General features: G+C 66.7%; 21 protein-coding genes. 13 read left to right on the top strand and 8 right to left on the bottom strand.

The features are described from left to right. Nucleotides 1-244: 244 nt before the first annotated feature. The 4 genes from ON19_RS21570 (at nucleotide 245) to ON19_RS21555 (ending at nucleotide 4,062) form a co-directional block, all read left to right on the top strand. Complete coding sequence (locus ON19_RS21570; protein ID WP_043695806.1) at nucleotides 245-1,030, top strand: electron transfer flavoprotein subunit beta/FixA family protein; 786 nt, start codon at nucleotides 245-247, stop codon at nucleotides 1,028-1,030. Nucleotides 1,031-1,068: 38 nt separating this feature from the next. Beyond that, nucleotides 1,069-2,025: an electron transfer flavoprotein subunit alpha/FixB family protein gene (locus ON19_RS21565; protein ID WP_043695803.1), complete on the top strand. Its 957-nt coding sequence runs from the start codon at nucleotides 1,069-1,071 to the stop codon at nucleotides 2,023-2,025. Nucleotides 2,026-2,366: 341 nt separating this feature from the next. Next, complete coding sequence (locus ON19_RS21560) at nucleotides 2,367-2,588, top strand: hypothetical protein (RefSeq protein WP_043695800.1); 222 nt, start codon at nucleotides 2,367-2,369, stop codon at nucleotides 2,586-2,588. Nucleotides 2,589-3,006: 418 nt separating this feature from the next. Continuing rightward, nucleotides 3,007-4,062 carry a cobalamin-independent methionine synthase II family protein gene (locus ON19_RS21555; protein ID WP_043695796.1) on the top strand — a complete coding sequence of 352 codons (1,056 nt, stop codon included), beginning with the start codon at nucleotides 3,007-3,009 and terminating at the stop codon, nucleotides 4,060-4,062. Between the two features lie 213 nt (nucleotides 4,063-4,275). On the opposite strand, the gene ON19_RS21550 is transcribed toward ON19_RS21555, so the two are convergent. Both ON19_RS21550 and ON19_RS42070 read right to left on the bottom strand, forming a co-directional pair. Next, nucleotides 4,276-4,485: a DUF397 domain-containing protein gene (locus tag ON19_RS21550; protein ID WP_043695794.1), complete on the bottom strand. Its 210-nt coding sequence runs from the start codon at nucleotides 4,483-4,485 to the stop codon at nucleotides 4,276-4,278. Next, nucleotides 4,482-5,375 carry a helix-turn-helix domain-containing protein gene (locus ON19_RS42070; protein ID WP_043695923.1) on the bottom strand — a complete coding sequence of 298 codons (894 nt, stop codon included), beginning with the start codon at nucleotides 5,373-5,375 and terminating at the stop codon, nucleotides 4,482-4,484. The genes ON19_RS21550 and ON19_RS42070 overlap by 4 nt, the downstream gene beginning before the upstream one ends. A gap of 315 nt (nucleotides 5,376-5,690) precedes the next feature. Here ON19_RS42070 and ON19_RS42065 point away from each other — a divergent pair, with 315 nt between their 5' ends. Both ON19_RS42065 and ON19_RS39080 read left to right on the top strand, forming a co-directional pair. Continuing rightward, on the top strand, nucleotides 5,691-6,305 hold the full coding sequence (locus ON19_RS42065) for a hypothetical protein (RefSeq protein WP_157229778.1): 615 nt from the start codon (nucleotides 5,691-5,693) through the stop codon (nucleotides 6,303-6,305). A gap of 403 nt (nucleotides 6,306-6,708) precedes the next feature. Next, a complete protein-coding gene (locus ON19_RS39080) occupies nucleotides 6,709-7,638 on the top strand; it encodes an IPT/TIG domain-containing protein (protein ID WP_083899528.1) in 930 nt (309 codons plus the stop codon). 157 nt (nucleotides 7,639-7,795) lie between these two features. On the opposite strand, the gene ON19_RS21530 is transcribed toward ON19_RS39080, so the two are convergent. Next, the gene (locus ON19_RS21530; protein ID WP_043695789.1) at nucleotides 7,796-8,653 is read right to left on the bottom strand and encodes a LysR family transcriptional regulator; all 858 of its coding nucleotides are present in this window, start codon (nucleotides 8,651-8,653) and stop codon (nucleotides 7,796-7,798) included. 112 nt (nucleotides 8,654-8,765) lie between these two features. On the opposite strand from ON19_RS21530, the gene ON19_RS21525 reads away from it, so the two are divergent. The 4 genes from ON19_RS21525 to ON19_RS44715 all read left to right on the top strand — a co-directional run bounded on the left by ON19_RS21525 (nucleotide 8,766) and on the right by ON19_RS44715 (nucleotide 12,520). After that, on the top strand, nucleotides 8,766-10,055 hold the full coding sequence (locus ON19_RS21525; RefSeq protein ID WP_051169146.1) for an NAD(P)/FAD-dependent oxidoreductase: 1,290 nt from the start codon (nucleotides 8,766-8,768) through the stop codon (nucleotides 10,053-10,055). A gap of 353 nt (nucleotides 10,056-10,408) precedes the next feature. Next, nucleotides 10,409-11,236, top strand: a complete 828-nt coding sequence (locus ON19_RS21520; protein ID WP_043695912.1) for a GNAT family N-acetyltransferase — start codon at nucleotides 10,409-10,411, stop codon at nucleotides 11,234-11,236. Nucleotides 11,237-11,241: 5 nt separating this feature from the next. Next, nucleotides 11,242-12,264, top strand: coding sequence for a lysophospholipid acyltransferase family protein (locus tag ON19_RS21515; protein WP_227954657.1), 1,023 nt, complete (start codon nucleotides 11,242-11,244; stop codon nucleotides 12,262-12,264). Nucleotides 12,265-12,271: 7 nt separating this feature from the next. After that, entirely contained in the window at nucleotides 12,272-12,520 is a 249-nt protein-coding gene (locus ON19_RS44715) for a 2-oxoglutarate and iron-dependent oxygenase domain-containing protein (RefSeq protein WP_227954658.1), read from the top strand. A gap of 13 nt (nucleotides 12,521-12,533) precedes the next feature. On the opposite strand, the gene ON19_RS21510 is transcribed toward ON19_RS44715, so the two are convergent. The 5 genes from ON19_RS21510 to ON19_RS21490 all read right to left on the bottom strand — a co-directional run bounded on the left by ON19_RS21510 (nucleotide 12,534) and on the right by ON19_RS21490 (nucleotide 15,344). Then, the gene (locus ON19_RS21510; RefSeq protein ID WP_157229777.1) at nucleotides 12,534-12,830 is read right to left on the bottom strand and encodes a hypothetical protein; all 297 of its coding nucleotides are present in this window, start codon (nucleotides 12,828-12,830) and stop codon (nucleotides 12,534-12,536) included. A gap of 17 nt (nucleotides 12,831-12,847) precedes the next feature. Further along, nucleotides 12,848-14,224: a hypothetical protein gene (locus ON19_RS21505; RefSeq protein WP_043695784.1), complete on the bottom strand. Its 1,377-nt coding sequence runs from the start codon at nucleotides 14,222-14,224 to the stop codon at nucleotides 12,848-12,850. 2 nt (nucleotides 14,225-14,226) lie between these two features. Further along, nucleotides 14,227-14,526, bottom strand: a complete 300-nt coding sequence (locus ON19_RS21500) for a WXG100 family type VII secretion target (RefSeq protein WP_043695783.1) — start codon at nucleotides 14,524-14,526, stop codon at nucleotides 14,227-14,229. Continuing rightward, a complete protein-coding gene (locus ON19_RS21495) occupies nucleotides 14,523-14,861 on the bottom strand; it encodes an ESX-1 secretion-associated protein (RefSeq protein WP_043695782.1) in 339 nt (112 codons plus the stop codon). The genes ON19_RS21500 and ON19_RS21495 overlap by 4 nt, the downstream gene beginning before the upstream one ends. Nucleotides 14,862-14,999: 138 nt before the next feature. After that, a complete protein-coding gene (locus ON19_RS21490) occupies nucleotides 15,000-15,344 on the bottom strand; it encodes a hypothetical protein (protein ID WP_157229776.1) in 345 nt (114 codons plus the stop codon). A gap of 247 nt (nucleotides 15,345-15,591) precedes the next feature. On the opposite strand from ON19_RS21490, the gene ON19_RS21485 reads away from it, so the two are divergent. The 3 genes from ON19_RS21485 to ON19_RS21475 form a co-directional block, all read left to right on the top strand. Further along, entirely contained in the window at nucleotides 15,592-16,821 is a 1,230-nt protein-coding gene (locus tag ON19_RS21485; RefSeq protein ID WP_043695780.1) for a cysteine desulfurase family protein, read from the top strand. Beyond that, entirely contained in the window at nucleotides 16,821-17,936 is a 1,116-nt protein-coding gene (gene mnmA, locus ON19_RS21480; protein WP_043695779.1) for a tRNA 2-thiouridine(34) synthase MnmA, read from the top strand. The genes ON19_RS21485 and mnmA overlap by 1 nt, the downstream gene beginning before the upstream one ends. A 190-nt stretch (nucleotides 17,937-18,126) precedes the next feature. Continuing rightward, on the top strand, nucleotides 18,127-18,766 hold a 640-nt coding region (locus ON19_RS21475), incomplete at its 3' end, for a methionine synthase (RefSeq protein WP_043695909.1).

The raw sequence follows: 18,766 nt of genomic DNA, 5'->3' as shown, positions 1-18,766 counted from the left end.
GGCATCCGCGCGGGACACCCCACCCGGTCGGCCCCGAAGCGCGGCTTCGGACGGCCCTGGAAGGGGTCGCCGAACCGGCGCACTGTATCGCGTGGTAACCACTTGTGAGAGAGAAGCCACTAAGTTACCCACGGGTAACTTAACGTAAGGTAATGTCACGGCCTGAGCCACCCACCCGGACGTACGGCGCAGCTCGTGCGACCACCACATACGCGTAACCAGAACAGGAGGTCGACGAAGACCGATGCCGAACATCGTCGTACTCATCAAGCAGGTTCCCGACACTTGGTCCGAGCGCAAGCTGACCGATGGTGACTACACCCTCGACCGCGAGGCCGCCGACGCCGTTCTCGACGAGATCAACGAGCGCGCCGTCGAAGAGGCGCTGCTGATCAAGGAGGCCCAGGGCGGCGAGGTCACCGTGCTGGCCGCCGGTCCGGACCGCGCCACCGAGGCCATCCGCAAGGCGCTGTCCATGGGCGCCGACAAGGCCATCCACATCAACGACCCGGCCATCCACGGCTCCGACGCCGTGCAGACGGCGTGGGTGCTGGCGAGTGCGCTCGGTCAGGTCGAAGGTGTCGAGCTGGTCATCGCGGGTAACGAGGCCACCGACGGGCGGGCGGGCGCCGTGCCCGCGATCATCGCCGAATACCTGGGCCTGCCGCAGCTGACGCACCTGCGCAAGCTGACCGTCGACGGCGAGAAGATCACCGGCGAGCGCGAGACCGACGACGGCGTGTTCAAGCTGGAGGCCACCCTGCCGGCGATCGTCAGCGTCACCGAGAAGATCAACGAGCCGCGTTTCCCGTCCTTCAAGGGCATCATGGCCGCGAAGAAGAAGGAAGTGCAGACCTTCACGCTGGCCGACCTGGGTGTCGACCCGACGACCGTGGGCGTCGCGAACGCGGGCACCACCGTCACCGCGGCCACGCCGAAGCCCCCGCGCACCGCGGGCGAGAAGATCGCGGACGAAGGCGACGGCGGCACCAAGATCGCCCAGTACCTGATCGGCCAGAAGATCATCTGATCTCGGCAGCGCTGCAGACTTCCTAGGAGAGAACACAAATGGCAGAAGTACTTGTGCTCGTCGAGCACGCCGAAGGTGCGATCAAGAAGGTCAGCACTGAACTGCTCACCGCGGCCCGCGCCCTCGGCGAGCCCGCCGCCGTCGTGCTCGGCACGGCGGGCACCGGCGAGAAGCTGGCCGAGGCGCTGGCCGCCGCGGGTGCCGAGAAGATCTACATCGCCGAGTCCGACGATGTGGAGAACTACCTGGTGACCCCGAAGGTCGACGTGCTGGCCGGGCTGACCGAGGCGGCCTCGCCCGCCGCGGTCATCGTCGCCGCCACCGCCGAGGGCAAGGAGGTGTCGGGCCGCCTCGCCGCCCGCATCGGTTCCGGCCTGCTGGTCGACGTGATCGACGTGAAGTCCGACGGCACCGCGGTGCACTCCATCTTCGGTGGCGCGTTCACCGTCGACGCCAAGGCCACCGGCGACGTGCCGGTGATCTCGGTCCGCCCGGGCGCCGTCGAGGCCTCGGCGCAGGCCGGTGCGGGCGAGAAGGTGACCGTCGAGGTGCCCGCGCAGGAAGAAGGCGTGGTCAAGGTGACCTCGCGCGAGCCGGTCGTGGCCGGTGACCGTCCGGAACTCACCGAGGCCGGCATCGTGGTCTCCGGTGGCCGCGGCGTCGGCTCGGCCGACAACTTCTCGGTCGTCGAGGCGCTGGCCGACTCGCTCGGCGCGGCCGTCGGCGCCTCGCGCGCCGCGGTGGACTCGGGCTACTACCCGGGCCAGTTCCAGGTCGGCCAGACCGGTAAGACGGTCTCCCCGCAGCTGTACATCGCCCTGGGCATCTCCGGCGCGATCCAGCACCGCGCGGGCATGCAGACCTCGAAGACCATCGTCGCGGTCAACAAGGACGAAGAGGCACCGATCTTCGAGATCGCCGACTACGGCATCGTGGGCGACCTGTTCAACGTCGCACCGCAGCTGACCGAAGCGGTCAAGTCGCACAAGGGCTGACACCCTTCGGCCGGTCGAAAGGCGGCCCCGATCTTCTGGCCGGGGCCGCCTTTTGCTGAGTTGGTCAGTCTGCGGTTCTGGTGCTCGATCCCGAACGCGCCCATGAGATCACCACTCGCTCCGGCTGCCGCACCACGAAAGTCAAGATCGCCGACCACCCCGAGTCGCTGTCCGAAGACCTCGCCCGCGTCGAAGCCGTCCGCGACCCACTCGGCCCCGACAGCGTGATCCGTGGTCGGCGCGGTTGTCGACTCCATCCGCCGATCTCATGCGTTGCTTGCTAGTTTGATTGGCGTCAAGTCCCCCGAAGGGGGGGAGTCATCGACACTAGGGGATCAGAAGTGAAAAAGACGGTTACGGGACTGCTGATGGGCGCGCTGGCCACGGGGGCCTTGATCGCCTTGGCACCTGCGGCGCAGGCAAAGGTGTATCCGAACGAAAAGGAATGCTTGGTCGCCGCTAAGCAGGAGGAGGCGCGGCGCGTTTCTGAGGGCGACATCAACGTCCCCCATTACAGCTGCAAGGCCGAAGGAAACGGCTGGCGAGTGGGCATCTTCCGCTGATCGAAGTGCTGAGGGCGGGCTGAGCTAGTCCGCACCACCCTTGCCGCATGATCTGCCGCACGACCCCAGGACCACCGCGTCGATTGCTGCGCGGTGGTCCTGTTCCGTTTTCGACCACCCCCGAAATACTCGCCTCCGACCGCCATTCGGCCTGGTCGGGCCGCCGGAACTCGAGTGTGAGACCGATGATGGCCTGTCGAAAAGCTGCGAGGCAGGCCGGTTCGGCGGCGGCCGACCGGCAACTCGAGTCCCGCGATCAGCGAGCGCTTGGTTTGTTGTGCTCGGTCAGGAAAAGGTCGGCGCGAAATTCGTGCGAACTCTCGAGGCCAGGTGAGCGAAAATCGTGGCCGAAGCGAAAGAAATTACGGTGCAGGTGATTTGGCGTCGGAGATGGAGGTGGCGGACTTACACTCGGCCGGTGAGCATCCCAACGGAACCGATCGGTAGCATCCCTCGACCTCACGACCTGTTGGCCGCCATGGCCGACGATTCCGGCGACGCCGCCGCGCTCGCCGAACTCCAGCGGAGCGCGGTCGCCGAGACCGTCCGCAAGCTGGAGGAACTCGGCTCTCCCGTTGTCACCGACGGCGAGCAGTCCAAGCCGAGCTTCGCCACCTATCCGATTGCCGGGCTGGAGAATCTGGCTCCGGACGGGGCGGTCATCCCGTTCGCCGACGGACATCAGAGACAGCTGCCACGGTTGGCCTCGGGCCCGTTCCGCTACGCCGCACACGCGGCGGACTACCTGCGCGCCGCCCAGCAGCACGCCACCGTGCCGGTGAAGCAGGCCGTCATCGCGCCGTCGGCGCTGAGCCTGCTGTATCCGGCCGACGGGATCGAGGGTTACCCCCGCGAGCAGTTCCTCGCCGACCTCGCGGACGCGGCCGAGGCCGACATCCGCGGCTGTTTGGAGGCGGGCGCGCACCTGGTGCAGCTCGACTTCACCGAGGGGCGGCTGTCGCTCAAGCTGGATCCGAGCGGCGGCGTGCTCGACCAGTTCATCGAACTGAACAACACGGTGCTCGACCGGTTCTCGGACGAGGAGCGGGCCAGGATCGGCGTGCACACCTGCCCGGGCGGCGACCAGGATTCCACGCACAGCCTGGACGTGGACTACGTCGAATTGCTGCCGAAGCTGCTGCAATTGCGGGTGGGCGCGTTCTACCTACAGTTCGCCAGCGAGCCGGACCCGGAGAAGGTGCTCGCCGTGGTGGCCGAGCACCTGCCCGCCGAGGCGCGGGTGTTCATCGGTGTCACCGACCCGATCGACCCGCAGGTCGAGACACCCGAACAGGTCCGCGACCGGGTGCTGCTCGCCGCTCGCTTCCTTCCCGTCCAACGGTTGGGCACCTGCGACGACTGCGGCTTCTCGCCGTTCGCCGACGACACCTCCACCTCTCGGGAGACCGCATTCGCCAAGATCCGGGCGCGCATCGAGGGTACGGCGCTGGCATCGACGGAATTGGGCGTCTGACCTGGGGTGAGTCATACGACCGGCCCCGGTTGGGCCGGGGCCGGTTTCGTCCGGCGAGGAGTCGGACTGCGGTTGACGGATGGTTCAGCTCAGATGCGCAGCATGGTTGTTGCGCTAGTGGGATTCGATGGACGCATGTGGAGCGGCCCCGCTCCGGCCATATGGTGGGCGGTGCGGGGCCGGTCGTTTCCGTTGGGTGTGTGCGAGTTCTCGTCAGGCGGGGCGGTTGAATTCTCCGCCCTGCACGCCTGTGGTGAAGGCGTCCCACTCGCCTGGTGCGAATACCAACGCGGGGCCGGTCGGGTTCTTGCTGTCCCGGACGCCGATCATGCCGCCGTGGAGCCATGCCACTTCGACGCATTGCGAACCGCTGGCGCTGCGGCTGCTCTTGAACCAATTCGCCCCGGATAGGTCATCGTTCACCGCTCGTAACTCCTTGCCACCCGCCGGAGCAGGTCTCGCGATTCCACTTCACCCAGGCACGTATCCCGGATGGCCGAGGCGAGCTCACTGTAGAGCCGAATTTCCTCGGCTTTCTCCAGGTATACATCCTGCGCCGGTCCTCCCTCCAAGTAGACGACCGGCGGTTCGACCGGCACGCCTTTGGCGTTCGAGTCGAACTCCATGATGATGAACAGGCCATGCGGCATCCCCCAGGCCAGCCCCGCGCTGAAGGGGTGTATCCGCAGCGTGACGTTCGGCAGCTTCGAGACTTCGGCCATGTGCCGGTGCTGGGTAGACATGATCTTCGGTCCGCCGATCATGCGGTGGAGCGCGGATTCGTGCAGCAGGACTTCTAAAGCGACCGGCTTGGTTTTGCGGGTGACGATGGCCTGCCGCCTCAGGCGGTGCTCCACACGCCGCTCGATATCCTCGCTGCTGAATCCCGGAGACGCCCCGATCACAGCGCGTGCATAGTCTGTGGTCTGCAACCAGCCAGGGACGTGTTCGTGGTACGTGGTCAGCCGCCGCGCGGCGGCTTCCAGCCCGACATACATGTTGAAAGCGCCGCTATACAGACCGCCATACGCGTGATACCAGCTCTTGGCCTTCGCTTGCACCGCGAGGTCGACCGCGGCCTTGGTGTCTGTGGCATCGACGCCGTACACCTCGCATAGCGCCTGTGCATCCTGTTTGCGGACTTTCTGAATCTGGCCGGTCTCCAGGCGCTGGAGGACGGCCCGGGACAGATCGACCAGTTTGGCGGCCTCGGCGATGGTGAAGCCCGCCGCTTCGCGGCGGTCACGCAGGAAGCGTCCGAGTTGGCGACGCGGCAGGGTGGACGAGGGGCCTTCTTCATCAGGGCTGGTCACGCAGGTCTCCTTGAAGTGAGTCGTGCGGGATTGCAAATCGAACTCGTTCTGCTCGAGAACCGAGCACCGTCCTGGGTAATTGAGCAGATCAGGAATGGGTACTCGTTTTCGAGCGTATCCGCTGGTCGCAGGTGGTGTGCTGGTTTCGGCGTTCGAGGTGGAACCCGCCGAGGGTGCCTTCTCAACCAAGCCGAAACCGCACGCCACCACCATGATCCGGGAGCAACGATGCACACCCAGAAGGTCCCCACGACCGGCCGGCGCGCCACACAGAAGATACGGAAACCGAATGCGGTAGGGCTGGTACGGATCGACATGTCCGGCCCGCACGCACCTCGGCACGCGACCGAGATATGCCGCCACGCCGAACAATTGGGATACCACTACCTCTACACCGTCCGACCCCCGGCAAGAGAAGTCGATCCGGTCGGATATGCGCTGGCCATCGCGGTCGGCGTGCACGCCGCCGCCCTCGTCGTCCACGACCTGACCACAGTGGACAACACCCCCGCCCGAGTCTGCGAGACATGCGACCTCGAGACGGTGTGCCCCGCGGTGACCTGGGCGCGTGCTCAGCCCGGTGCGATCGGTTCCGGCCACACCCACCCCGACCACGCCCTCACGATCGCCGAGTCGCATCGCATCATGCAGCAGCACAGGGGATGTCGTGCCGCCAATTGTCCACGGAAGGCATCGGCGCTCAGCTGTCTGGTGCGGGCGGGCAAGCTCGTTCCGCCGGTCTCCAGCCCACGCGAACGTGCCTCCGCCCGTGGCCTGGCGTTCGAACCGCCCGCCGATCGACTTGCCGTATCTCCCGGCCCCGACATGGAAACACTGCTGAATGTGCTGGACGCACTCACCTCCTCTGTCGCGGATTCCCGCAACCCGGCATCCGGACCATTCGACGTCATGCGGAGAGAGCGGGACTGATGCGGAATGCACGAGATCCATAACACCGAAGCCGAGGGCTTTCAAACGATCTGGCGGCTGGAAGGCCACCGCATCGCGATCATGGTGTGCGCGGCACTTCCGACGTGACGCCGATCGCCTCGTACGGCCCCGGTTCCTACCCCGACCTCGCGCAAGCCCGTGAACTGCTGCCGAAATTGACCGGACTGTGGGACGCGGTACGCCACGACTTCTGGTCACAACTGCGTCCGCGCCATCGACCTTCCTCGACCACTGGATCAATCTGAAAACGGAAGAAAACGGATCGAGATTTCTATTGCCCACGTACCGGTGTAGGCGCATTACTGAAGAGAGCCAGGACCCGAGCGGGTTCGCGACCCTGGCGCAGCGGAACCACCCCCGCCGGGGTCGAGGAGGTTGCACTATGTCTGCCAGTACTTCCCGGTCTACGGCTCTGACTCTGATCTCGGCGAGCCCAGGTTCGGGGCCGATCATCGGGGGAACCACGGTCATCTTGACCGGGACGAATCTGACCGGAGCTACCGCGGTCCGGTTCGGAACCATTCCGGCGACCTCATTCACGATCGACTCCGCAACGCAGATCACGGCTGTCTCTCCTGCCGCGACGGGAGTTGTGCACATCACCGTCACCGCGCCGAGCGGGCCGAGTAACGGCGTCTTGTTCACGTATGTCGGCACGCCCCCGTCATCCGGTGTGAATTTCGGTCCGGGAACGTCGATCGTCTCCGATGGCGGCCCGCCCTGCGGAAGCTGGGGCACCGTAGGGGCTGTCGGATATGACGGACTCGGCAACCTGGTGGCTATCACGGCCGGGCACATGATGACTCGGAGCACCAGAACTCAGGAAGTATTCCTCACGGGGAATCGCCGACTGGGTCCGATCGGGTACTACGCCACGTGGCCGACGAATTGGCCCGGCTTTCCGTCGATGCGGTTTCCGGCCGACTCTTCCAAAGATTACGCGGTCATCAAGCTGGACGAAACGAAGATCAATCCGGTCAATACGACGCCGAACGGGACCGTGATCAGCCGGATCGGAGTGCATCCGGTTCCGCTCTCGGACATCATGTGCAAGTACGGTCAGGTGTCCGGAACGACATGCGGGCTCGTGATCGAGTACCAGAACAATGTCATCAGTTCATGGGCTGCGGTCATTCCGGGCGATAGCGGTGGACCGGTGACCACGCGGAGCGGTCTGGTTGGGATCACCTCCGCAATCAATCCTCTCAAACCGTGGGCGCCATTCCAGTTCACCGGTATTCACGGAATTCTGGATGACATCGCAGCGCAAGGATCGGGCACGATCGGAATCGGATTCACTCCGCTTCCGTGATCGCCGGGGTCGACGGTGTCGAGCAAGATGCCGCGCTCGATCAACTCGGCAGCGATCGTTGCTGTGCACGGTCCAGCAGGTTCCGTGACCGGTGCTAGGCGACCGTCTACCGCCGTCGTCTCGCAGCGATGGACGGCCCGCTGACGAATGACCGTGCTCAGCAGCGGTGCAGCGCTTCGAGCAGGGTGTTCAGGATCGGCGAGCGCCGCGCGTCGGCGCGCAGTACCGCCGACACCGGGATGCGCAGCTGGTGCTCGGCCAATCGCAGGACCACCAGTCCCTCCGTGGTGCTCTCGGCGTAGAGCACGGTCCACGCGTCGGGCCGGTTGATCAGCTCCATCGTCGCGGTGTGGTCCGGGGGAATGGGCGGCCCGAAGGTGGGGCCCATGGGCAATTCGGCGAACGCGTTGCGAATCACGGTGTGCAGCAACACCTGTTCCTGCTCCGGCGGCAGCAGCAGGGGATACGAACTCAGGTCCGCCAGGGTCACCGTGTCCTTCGTCGCCAGCGGATGCGCGCTGGAGGTGGCGATCACGAGGTCCTCGACCCAGAGTGGTTCCACCACGAGGCCCGGCTGGTCGACGCGGCCGCGGATGAGCGCGAGATCACAGTCTCCGTCGGTGACCGCGGTGATGCGCTGACGGAAGGGCTTGATCACGAACTCGATCTCCGCCTCCGAGTGCGCGGCGCGCGCGCCCGCGATCGCCGACAGCGAGCGGGTGGCGAAGGACATGTTCGCGGCGAGTCGGATGCGCGGCCCCACCGTGCGCACGGCGGCGCGGATCGCCGACTCCAGGCTCAACATCTGTTTCGCGAGGGGAAGTAGCCGTGCGGTGGCGTCGGTGGGCACCACCGAGCGGGTCGAGCGCTCGAACAGTTGCACGCCGAGGTCGCGCTCGAGCCGGGAGATCTGATGGCTGATCGCCGACTGCGAGATGAAGCACCGCGCCGCGGCGCCGCTGAAGCTGAGCTCCTCGCACACCGCGACGAAGTAGGTGAGCTGCCGAAGTTCCACAGCGGCCTCCTATTAATTACGAATCGAGATAAGAGTCATCTAGATTATGCGCCCACACACCTGAAATATCCGCCCTCCGGATCGCGGTTGGTAATGAGAGAAGGAGGCTGTCATGCAGTACGTGGAAGCGGGAATCGAAACCGCGGGTGTCGTCATTGTCGGATCGGGGTTCGGCGGGCTCGCCGCCGCCAAGCAGCTGGCCAAGTCGGGGGTGGACTATGTGCTGATCTCCAGCACGCCCGAGCATCTGTTCCAACCGCTGTTGTACCAGGTAGCGACCGGTGTGCTCGCATCGGAGGAGATCGCGCCGCCGATCGCGGGCATCCTGCGCCGCCATCGGGAGGCCGACGTGCGCCTGGGCACGGTGGTCGACGTCGATCCCGACCGGGCCATCGTCACTTATGAGCACGAGGGTGTGCGCCACCGCATCCGCTACGGCTCGCTGATCGCGGCCACCGGCGCCAGCCAGTCCTATTTCGGCCGGGACGATTTCGCCGAGAAGACCTTCTCGCTCAAGACCATCGATGACGCGCGGCGGCTGCGCGCGCAGATCGAGCGCGTCTTCACCGAAGCCGCGCACGCCGACGAGCCGACCAGGCGCAGGCTGCTGAGCTTCGTGGTGGTCGGCGCGGGTGCGACCGGCGTCGAGGTGGCGGGCCAGCTGAAGGAACTCGCGAAACGGCACTACCACCAAGAGGTTTCGGTCACGCTCGTGGAGGGCGCGGGCGAGGTGCTCCCGCCGTTCGGCGGCGGGCTGTCGGAGTACGCGAAGAAGTCGCTGACCCGCATCGGCGTGGACGTGCTGCTCGGTACCTTCGTCACCGACATCGAGCACGGCAAGGTCACCGTCAAGGGGCGCGACGGCGTCGAACACGGCATCGCGGCCGAGACCGTGGTCTGGTCGGCGGGCGTGCAGGCCGGTGGATTCGCGAAGATCCTGGCCGAGGCCACGGGCGTGGCGACCGACCGGGCAGGCCGCTTGCTGATCAACCCCGACCTGACCGTCGGCGGCTACGCCGACATCTACGCCATCGGCGACATGACCTCGCTCAACGGCTACCCCGGGCAGTCGCCGGTGGCCATGCAGGAGGGCAGGCACGCCGCCGACATCATCCGTCGCAAGAAGCAGCCCGGCACCCCCTTCACCTACTGGGACAAGGGCAGCATGGCGGTGATCAGCCGATTCAGCGCGGTGGCGAAGCTCAACGAGCGCATCACCTTCCGCGGCGTGATCGCCTGGTTCATGTGGCTCGCGGTGCACCTGTTCTACCTGGTCGGCTTCCGTAACCGCTTCGCCGCGGTCGCCTCGTGGTTGGTCGCGTTCATCGGCACCGGACGCCCCGGCTTCGCCGAGGAGGCGACTTCGACGAACGTACTCGCCGAACACAGCCGCGCCGCCTGAGCTGTGTTTGTTTGTCCAGCGCCAACGGCGCATGCTCGGTCTCGCTTCGCTCGAAACCGGGAGCTGAGGTCAGCGGGGCGCGTGAGGTGGTAGTCGCACTATCCGGGGTTGCGGTGTTCTCGGGTCGTCAACGCGGAGTTCGTTCCGGATAACCTGGTGATCGTGAGGGTTGCCGGTCAATCCGGTAATTGCTCGATATCCCCACGTCGGAGGCGACTTCGAAGCCGATGGACGAACACGGTGGAACTGTTCGGTGAACGCTCGGTGTGACAGCCGTCTCGTTAACCGAACCGGCATCGTCGCGACACTTCGAGGTTGCTGCGGCGCATTGTCGGACTGGCTTCATCATGGATATGACTATTTCGTCCGTGTTGACAGCCCCGGCTCGAGCGACGGACTCCGGGGAGGAACGGTCGCGCTACTCGCTGGTGGTCTCCTCCGACCTCGACCACCGCGTCGCCGCGCAGCGCCTGCGCTACAACGTGTTCGCCAACGAGCCCGGCTTCCGGATCCCGGATGACGGCACCGGCCTGGACGCCGATCACTTCGACGAGCACTGCGACCACCTGCTGGTGCGTGACGAGGCGACCGGTGAGTTCGTCGGCTGCTACCGGATGCTGCCGCCGGACAAGGTCGCCGCGGCGGGCGGGTACTACACGGCAACGGAATTCGATCTGGCCCAGCTGGATCCCGGGGGCATGCGCATCGTGGAGATGGGGCGCGCGTGCGTCGTCCCCGACCACCGCAACGGCTCGGTGCTCACCCTCATGTGGGCGGGCATTTTGCACTACATCCAGCTCACCGGCTACGAGTGGGTGATGGGCTGCGTGTCGGTGCCGATGCAGGACACCGCGGCCGACGCGCCCGGAGTGAACGTGCGCGGGGTGCGCGACATGCTGCTCGGCCGCCACGCATCCGACCCGGAGCGCCGGGTGCACCCGTACAACCCGGTGGTCGTCGACGGCAAGACCCTGGACGAACTGACGCCGCCCTCGCGGCCGAAACTGCCGCCGCTGGTGCGCGGCTACCTGCGACTGGGCGCGGAGATCTGCGGCGAGCCCGCGCACGATCCCGCGTTCGCGGTCGCCGACTTCGTCGCGCTGCTCGGGCTGGACACCATCAACACCCGGTATCTCGATCGACTACAGGAAGCCGCCGCGACCCTCGACGGGGGACGGTGAGGACCGTGGTTTTCGACGCGCCGCCCGCAATGTCCACCGCGCACGCATGGATGCCGTCGAGCCCCTGTGGACCCGGCTGCCTGGATTCGATCGATGAAGTCGGGCCGGGACGGGTGGCCGCCCGGCTGGCCGGGGTCGCCGGACTGCTGCTCAGCTTCCCGGTGGCGAACGCGGTGACGCCGCGTGGCAGGCGCGTGCCCTTGCAGCGCGGCTACGCGCGCCTCTTGCTCGGTTGTCTGGGCATGCGGCTGCGCATAGTCGACAACCGGGGGGCCGCGGAGGAGCGGGGGGTCGTCGATGAGGGCGGCCCCGCGCTCGCACCGGCCGGGTTCGGCGCGCCGGACCGTGGCGTACTGGTTGTCACCGGGCATATCGGCTGGACCGACATCGTCGCGCTGGCCTCGGTGCAGCCGCTGGGCTTCGTGGCGCGCGCGGACATGGTGGAGTGGCCGCTGATCGGCAGACTCGCCGAGCTGATGCGGGTGATCCCGATCGAGCGCGAAAGCCTGCGACAGCTGCCCGGCGTGGTGGCCGCGGTGGGGGCGCGGCTGGCGGCGGGCGAGCGGATCGGCGTCTTCCCCGAAGGCACCACCTGGTGTGGCCGCGCCTACGGCACCATGCGACCCGCGTTGTTCCAAGCGGCCGTGGACACCGGCACTCCGGTCCAGCCGGTGCGGCTGCGCTACCTCGACCGGCACGGCGTGCCGTGCACGGTGCCCGGGTTCGTCGGCGTCGACACCTTCGGCTCCTCCGCGCGGCGGGTGCTGCGCTCGCGCGGGATGATCGCCGAAGTGGTGCTGGAACCGGTGCAGGAGCCCGGCAGCGACCGGCGCGAACTGGCCCGGCGCTGTGAGGCCGCGGTCCGTGGAACCGCCTTGCCGCGGCACGGCGCGCTGGACTCCACAGAGTGGATCGAGGCGGGGCACACCCGGGTGCAGGACCCGTCGGTCGCCGCTGGCGCCCCGGAGGTGCGCAGGCCGCGCCGCCGCACGATGTTGCGCGGCCGCCGGAGCGCCGCCGCGCAGTAGGCGACGAATGCGCAGTCGGGCTTTGTGGCGCGGCATACCGCGCGATAGTGGTTCGTATGCTCGCAGTTCTCGATCTCGCCGCCGCCGACTGCGATCCGGAGCGGTTCCGCTCGATCTTTTGTCGGCCACGCACGAAACCGGATTCTTCTATTTGATCGGTCATGGCGTCGCCGCTGACCGGTCGAACGAGGTGGTGGCGGTCGCGCGGCACTTCTTCGCGTTGCCTCCGCCGCGAAGGAGCAGATCAGTCAGCTGAAGCGCACGACTGTCTAGTCCCCGCTGAACCACAGATATCCGCGCTGGCGGATCGCGGTTTCCGCAGCGTTGCGCAACACGGAGAACAGCTCCTGTTCCCTGTCATCCCTCGGCGATAGTCCCGCGATTTCATCCAGAAAGGCATTCAACTGAGTCGTATTGAACATCGTATCTGCGTGCCCGTGAATAGCCCAAATCATCGACCCTGTCGGCGCCTCCCAGATCATCTTCTCGAGAGTTTCCGACGGCCGTCCGGTAATTGTCTCGATCTTCTGGTGAACTTGATTTTGGATAACTATCGCGATTCCCAATTTTTCACCTCATAATTCTATGGGATTGGATACATGGTAATGACGCCGCCAAACCGATCGGTAACCACCTTGTACCGGCTGGTTACGTGACCGCCCAACTGCTCTGACACACTGCCGATTGCTTTTCCGGCATCTACTTCCCGTTCATAATTTCCGTCCTTATTCGGCCCTCGCGCAGGGGAGCTTTCGGCGGCATCGGCTAGATCGTCGAGTTCTTTGCCTGTAGTACCGTCAGGCCAAGTACCCTTCGATTGGTCATAATTTGCAGCATCTTTGATGTGCTTCCCGAGTATGTAATCCTCTGCCCCCTGAGTCATGCCCGGCGCGGGATTGTTCGGCGCTGCCGGCAGGTCCCAAAAGGGGTCGACGCCGTCGATAAATACTTTCATGAGGATGATGGCGCCGAGTTTTCCGCCTTCGGTCACGAGATCATCGAGTCCGGGGACTTTGTCGAAATGGGTGAGGACTACGCTAGCGCCGGCAGCGGCAGCCGTGAGTCCTACAACCTTGATGAGGTTGCTGGCTTGGTAGGCGGTGCGTATCGCGTTGATGCAGTTGAGGACGATGGTGCCGACTGCTCCCGCTCCGGCAAGGAGTGAGCCACCGAAGCTGATGGCCGCGAACACCAAAGCGCCGGCCACGGCTATTCCTGCGGCCGCGACCGCGACGTTGATCTCCTTCTCGAAGCTGCTGCGCGCAGCGACGGTGCTGGTGTGGTAGTCGCCGACGAGACCGGCGAGGATCGTTGAGCCGCCGGCGACTTGTTTCGCGCTGAAGCCGAGTGTGTCCAGATTTTCGTAGACCGGGGGTAGATTAGTTTTGTCTTGAATTTTGTCGAAGAGGGACTTGATCGTTGCGATCTGCCGCTCGGCATCTAGCACGGTGCTATTTTCGGCAAACTTCTTCCACTCGTCGGCTGCTTTCTTCAGTTTGCCGACGTCTCCGTTGGGTAGTTTGCCGAATTCCTCGGCGATCTTGTCGACGAGTTCGTTGTAGAATTCGGCGATGCCGTCGTCGTGCTTGTCGACGCCGTTTCCGTTGCTACCGATCGAGGATGGGATCGTCACCTTGTGCATCGATATCGCCTGAACGGTGGGCCGATCAGGCGCTGGATCGGTTTTGCCACGGGTCCCGTAGTTATATCCAGCGGCGTAGAGGACGTACCCAAAATTCGTCAAAGCGTCGGCGAGGTTGGTGCAGGCCTGCATGGTGTCACGTGCCACCTGGTCATACTTCTCGCCCCATTGCCTGCAGCCGTTGGCATCGCCCGCCATGCCCACGCATTCGTTCTTCATGTCGTGCAGCGGCTTGTCGGCGGTGCGCAGCGCACTGGCCAAGTCGTGACATTTCTTGGCGGCTTCGTAGTACACCTGCCAGTCGACGGCCAGCGCCATGATTATCCCCCGTTGAGCATTTTACTGTTGAGATCGACCGCGTGCGTGAAGTTCTCATGCGCCTTCTTGGCTGCATCGCTCATATCCTTGAGCCCTTCAACGAACTCGCGCGCACCGGTGACCCATTCGCGGTGCGCCTCTGTATAAGCTTGCGCGGCAACACCTTCCCAGCCGGTGTCGGTCAATGTGGCAACCCGGTCATCGATCCCATCGAGGCGCTCACCGATGAACCCCGCAAGGGCGGACAACTTGGTGACGATCTCATCGAGGTGGTCCAAATCCACCGAGAATTCTGAGCTCACGGCAGATCCAAACTAGAGGTGTTCAGCGGTGCGGCGTTGCTCTCGTCACGCGCCTGATAGGCATCCGCCGTGACGCCGAGTTTCTCCGCGATCTCGGCCAACGCGGCTATGATCTTGCCGCCGCCCTCGCGGACATCAGTCCACCCGTTGGCGAACTCCGTAGCGTAGTCGCCGGTCCAAGAACCATCCGTCAGCGAGCTGACGTCCTTCGCAGCCGAATCCAACGCCGTGCGCAACGCCTCCGCCAACTCATAGACATATATGCCGACTTCGCGCACCTTCTCCGGCACGACAGAGAGGTTCGTGATCGAGGCTGGTGTCCCCCCATCGCTCATGGAGCGGACGTTACCAGGAGGATCTCGACCGGTGGAGCCGGTAACGATTCTGCGTGAGGACCCCGCGTCGAGTGGAGACGCGCTGCATACGAGTCCGGGGCGAGCCGATGTCGGCTCGCCCCGAAAAACGGTAGGGACTCAGAAACCGCTGCCCGTGGGCGGCCGGAATCCGTGGTGCCAGCCCGGCCTGCCGTGATCCCAGTCGTCGTGGCGGTTGCGGCCCCGGAACCAGTCGTCGTGCCGGCCCCGATTCCAGTCGTTGTGCCGCCCGTGGTTCCACCCGTCGTGGCCGTGCCTGCCGTGGCCGTGGCCGTGGCGGCCGTGTGCCGGGTCGATCTGGTCGATCGGGGCGGCGGGCTCGAGCACGATCGGTGCGGCGAGCGCGGGCACCGCGACGGCGGTGATCGGCATCAGGGCCAGTACGGACGCGGCGGCGGCGCGCGCCAGCACACGTCGCGTACGTCCATGGGTGCGTGGGTCCATCGGAACTTCCTCACTGATCGATTCGTCCGGTAGTCGACCGCTCGGCGTGCCCTCGATCCGCTCCGCGGAACGGGCGTCTCGCGATCAATACATCAAACAACGTACCGCTATTTAGCGGTACATTCAATAGGTAGAAATCACCGGATTCGCCCGCTCACAGGGCCGCGCACGCCGCCGAACGTGGCCCGCGCGGGCGCGCGGGAGGGGGGAATAACCGGCTGACCGTGACGGCTATCCTTAACTGGTCATGAAGTCGGCTTTTTCGGGTCCGGTCAACGGTGCTGCGCCCCAGACGGTCTACCTCGATCACGCGGCCACCACACCGATGCTGCCCGCGGCCATCGAGGTGATGACGGCTGCCCTGCGCACCACGGGCAACGCCTCGTCGCTGCACGGTTCGGGGCGTGCCGCCCGGCGGCTGCTGGAGGAGGCGCGCGAGTCGATCGCCGCCGACCTGGGCGCCCGGCCCTCGGAGGTCATCTTCACCTCCGGTGGCACCGAGAGCGACAACCTGGCGGTGAAGGGCATCTTCTGGGCGCGCCGCGACGCCGATCCGCGCCGGAACCGGATCGTCGCCAGTTCGATCGAGCACCACGCGGTGATCGATGCGGTGGAGTGGCTGCAGCGGCACGAGGGCGCGGAGGTGACCTGGCTCCCCGTGGACGCCGAGGGCGTGGTCGCGCCCGGCGCGCTGCGGGCGGCGCTCGCCGCCGATCCCGACGACGTCGCGCTGGTCACCGTCATGTGGGCGAACAACGAGGTCGGCGCCATTCAGCCGATCGGCGAACTGGCTTCGGTGGCACAGGAATTCGGCGTGCCGATGCACAGCGACGCGGTACAGGCGGCCGCTCAGCTGCCCATGGATTTCGGCGCGAGCGGCCTGGCCGCGGCGAGCTTCGCCGGCCACAAGGTCGGCGGTCCGCACGGCGTCGGGGTGCTGCTGCTGGGCAGGCAGGTGCCGTGCGTGCCGCTGCTGCACGGCGGCGGGCACGAGCGTGACCTGCGATCGGGAACCTCGGATACGGCGGCGGCCATGGGGCTCGCCGCTGCGCTGCGCCAAACGGCGGTCGAACTCCCCGCTCGCACCGCCGAACTGGTCACGTTGCGAGACGCGCTGATCGACGGCATCCGCGCGACCGCGCCGGACGCGGTGCTCAACGGGCCGGTCGGCGAGCGGCGTCTGCCCGGCAACGCGCACATCACTTTCCCGGGCTGCGAAGGGGATTCGCTGCTGATGCTGCTGGACGCGGCGGGGATCGAATGCTCGACCGGCTCGGCGTGCACGGCGGGTGTCGCCACACCCAGTCACGTGCTGATCGCGATGGGCGTCGAGCCGTGGCAGGCGCGCGGATCGCTGCGCTTCTCGTTGGGGCACACCTCGACGCGCGCCGACGTCGATGCCGTGCTGGAAGTATTGCCGCAGGTAGTGGAACGGGCCAAGGCCGCGGGTCTGGCCGGTGCGAAAGGAGGTGTCTGATGCGGGTACTCGCCGCGATGAGCGGTGGTGTGGATTCGGCCGTGGCGGCGGCGCGTGCCGTCGACGCCGGTCACGAGGTGGTCGGCGTGCATCTGGCGCTGTCCGCGACGCCGGGCACGCTGCGCACCGGGTCGCGCGGCTGCTGCTCGAAGGAGGACGCCGGTGACGCCCGGCGCGCCGCCGACGTGCTCGGCATCCCGTTCTACGTCTGGGATTTCGCCGATCGCTTCAAGGAAGACGTCATCGACGATTTCGTCGCGGCCTACGCGGCGGGCGAGACGCCGAATCCGTGCCTGCGCTGCAACGAGAAGATCAAGTTCTCGGCGCTGGCCGACCGCGCGGTGGCGCTCGGCTTCGACGCGGTGGTCACCGGCCACTACGCGCGGCTGGCGGACGGCGTGCTGCGCCGTGCCGTCGACGCCGACAAGGACCAGTCCTACGTGCTGGCGGTGCTGACCGCGCGGCAGCTTTCGCGCGCGATGTTCCCGGTGGGTGACACCCCCAAGCCGCAGATCCGCGCCGAGGCCGCCGAGCGCGGCCTCGCCGTCGCGAACAAGCCGGACAGCCACGACATCTGTTTCATCCCCTCCGGTGACACCCGAGCCTTCCTCGGCGCGAAGATCGGCGTCCGGCCCGGTGCGGTCGTCGACTCCGACGGCCAGGTGCTCGCGCGGCACGAGGGCGTGCACGGTTTCACCATCGGCCAGCGCAAGGGGCTCGGGTTGCCGGGCCCGGCCGCCGACGGCAAGCCGCGGTACGTCACCGGCATCGATCCCGATTCCGGCACCGTCCGCGTCGGTTCGGCCGAGGACCTGGAGGTCTGGACGATCGAGGCGGAGAGTGCGATCTGGACCTCCGGTTCCGCGCCCGCGGGCCCCATCGAGTGCGTGGTGCAGGTGCGCGCACACGGCGGCACCGCGCCCGCGGTCGCCGAGACGGTGGGCGACGGGCTGGTCGCGCGACTGCGCGAGCCGTTGACCGGTGTGGCGCGCGGTCAGGCCGTGGTGCTCTACCGTCCGGATCCCGAGGGCGACGAGGTGATCGGCAGCGGGACCATCTCCGGCACCGCGCGCGAGTCCGGCGCGAGTGAAGCGAGGGCCGACGCGAGCCGGTGATCCGGACCTGCCTGCGCGGTGCGGCCTCCGGCGCTCTTGTCCCTCACGGCCTGTGCGCTGTGGAGGCACCGAAAGACGGGTCCGGCCGCTGACGGCTGCGGGATCGCGTGACGGCGGAATCGAACGGACGGAGTACGGCGCGGTGGACGAGATCGGCACGGATGACGTGGCGCAAGACAGTGGGACCGATGTGGCGACCGAGCCGGTGCGCCTTCCAGGCGGAATCGCCACCGGCGTCGGCTCCTGGCCGGGCCTCGACCCGCGCGAGGCCGCCGCGACCATCGTGGGTGAACTCGGCGACCTGCCGCACCTGGTGGAATTGCCGGGACGCGGCGCGGGCGCCGACCTGATCGGCCGGGCCTCCGCCCTGCTGGTCGACCTGCGCTTCGACACCACGCCGCGCGGCTACCGGCTCGCGCAGCGCCCGGGTTCGGTCTCCCGGCGGGCCCATGACCTGCTGCGGACCGATCTGGACGCGCTCGAGGAAGCGTGGGAGAACGCCGGTCTGTCCGATGGCGGCCGTGTGGTGAAGCTGCAATCGGCGGGCCCGCTGACCTTGGCCGCGCAGGTCGAGTTGCCCGGTGGTCACCGCGTGCTCACCGATCCCGGTGCGGTGCGCGACCTTTCCGCCTCCCTGGCCGAGGGGCTGGCCCAGCACGTCGCCGAGGTGCGCAAGCGCCTCGGCGCGCACGTCGTGCTGCAGCTGGACGAACCGTCGCTGACCGCGGTGCTCGACGGCGCTCTGCGCGGTGCGAGCGTGTTGAACACGGTGCGCGCGCTGCCCGAGCCGGAAGCGCTGGCCCTGCTGGACACGGTGATCGCCGCCCAGT

The organism is Nocardia abscessus NBRC 100374 (genome assembly GCF_000308455.1).
Lineage (GTDB): Bacteria > Actinomycetota > Actinomycetes > Mycobacteriales > Mycobacteriaceae > Nocardia > Nocardia abscessus.
The sequence above is the reverse complement of the archived record's forward strand: the minus strand, read 5'-3'. Positions and strand labels throughout refer to the sequence as shown.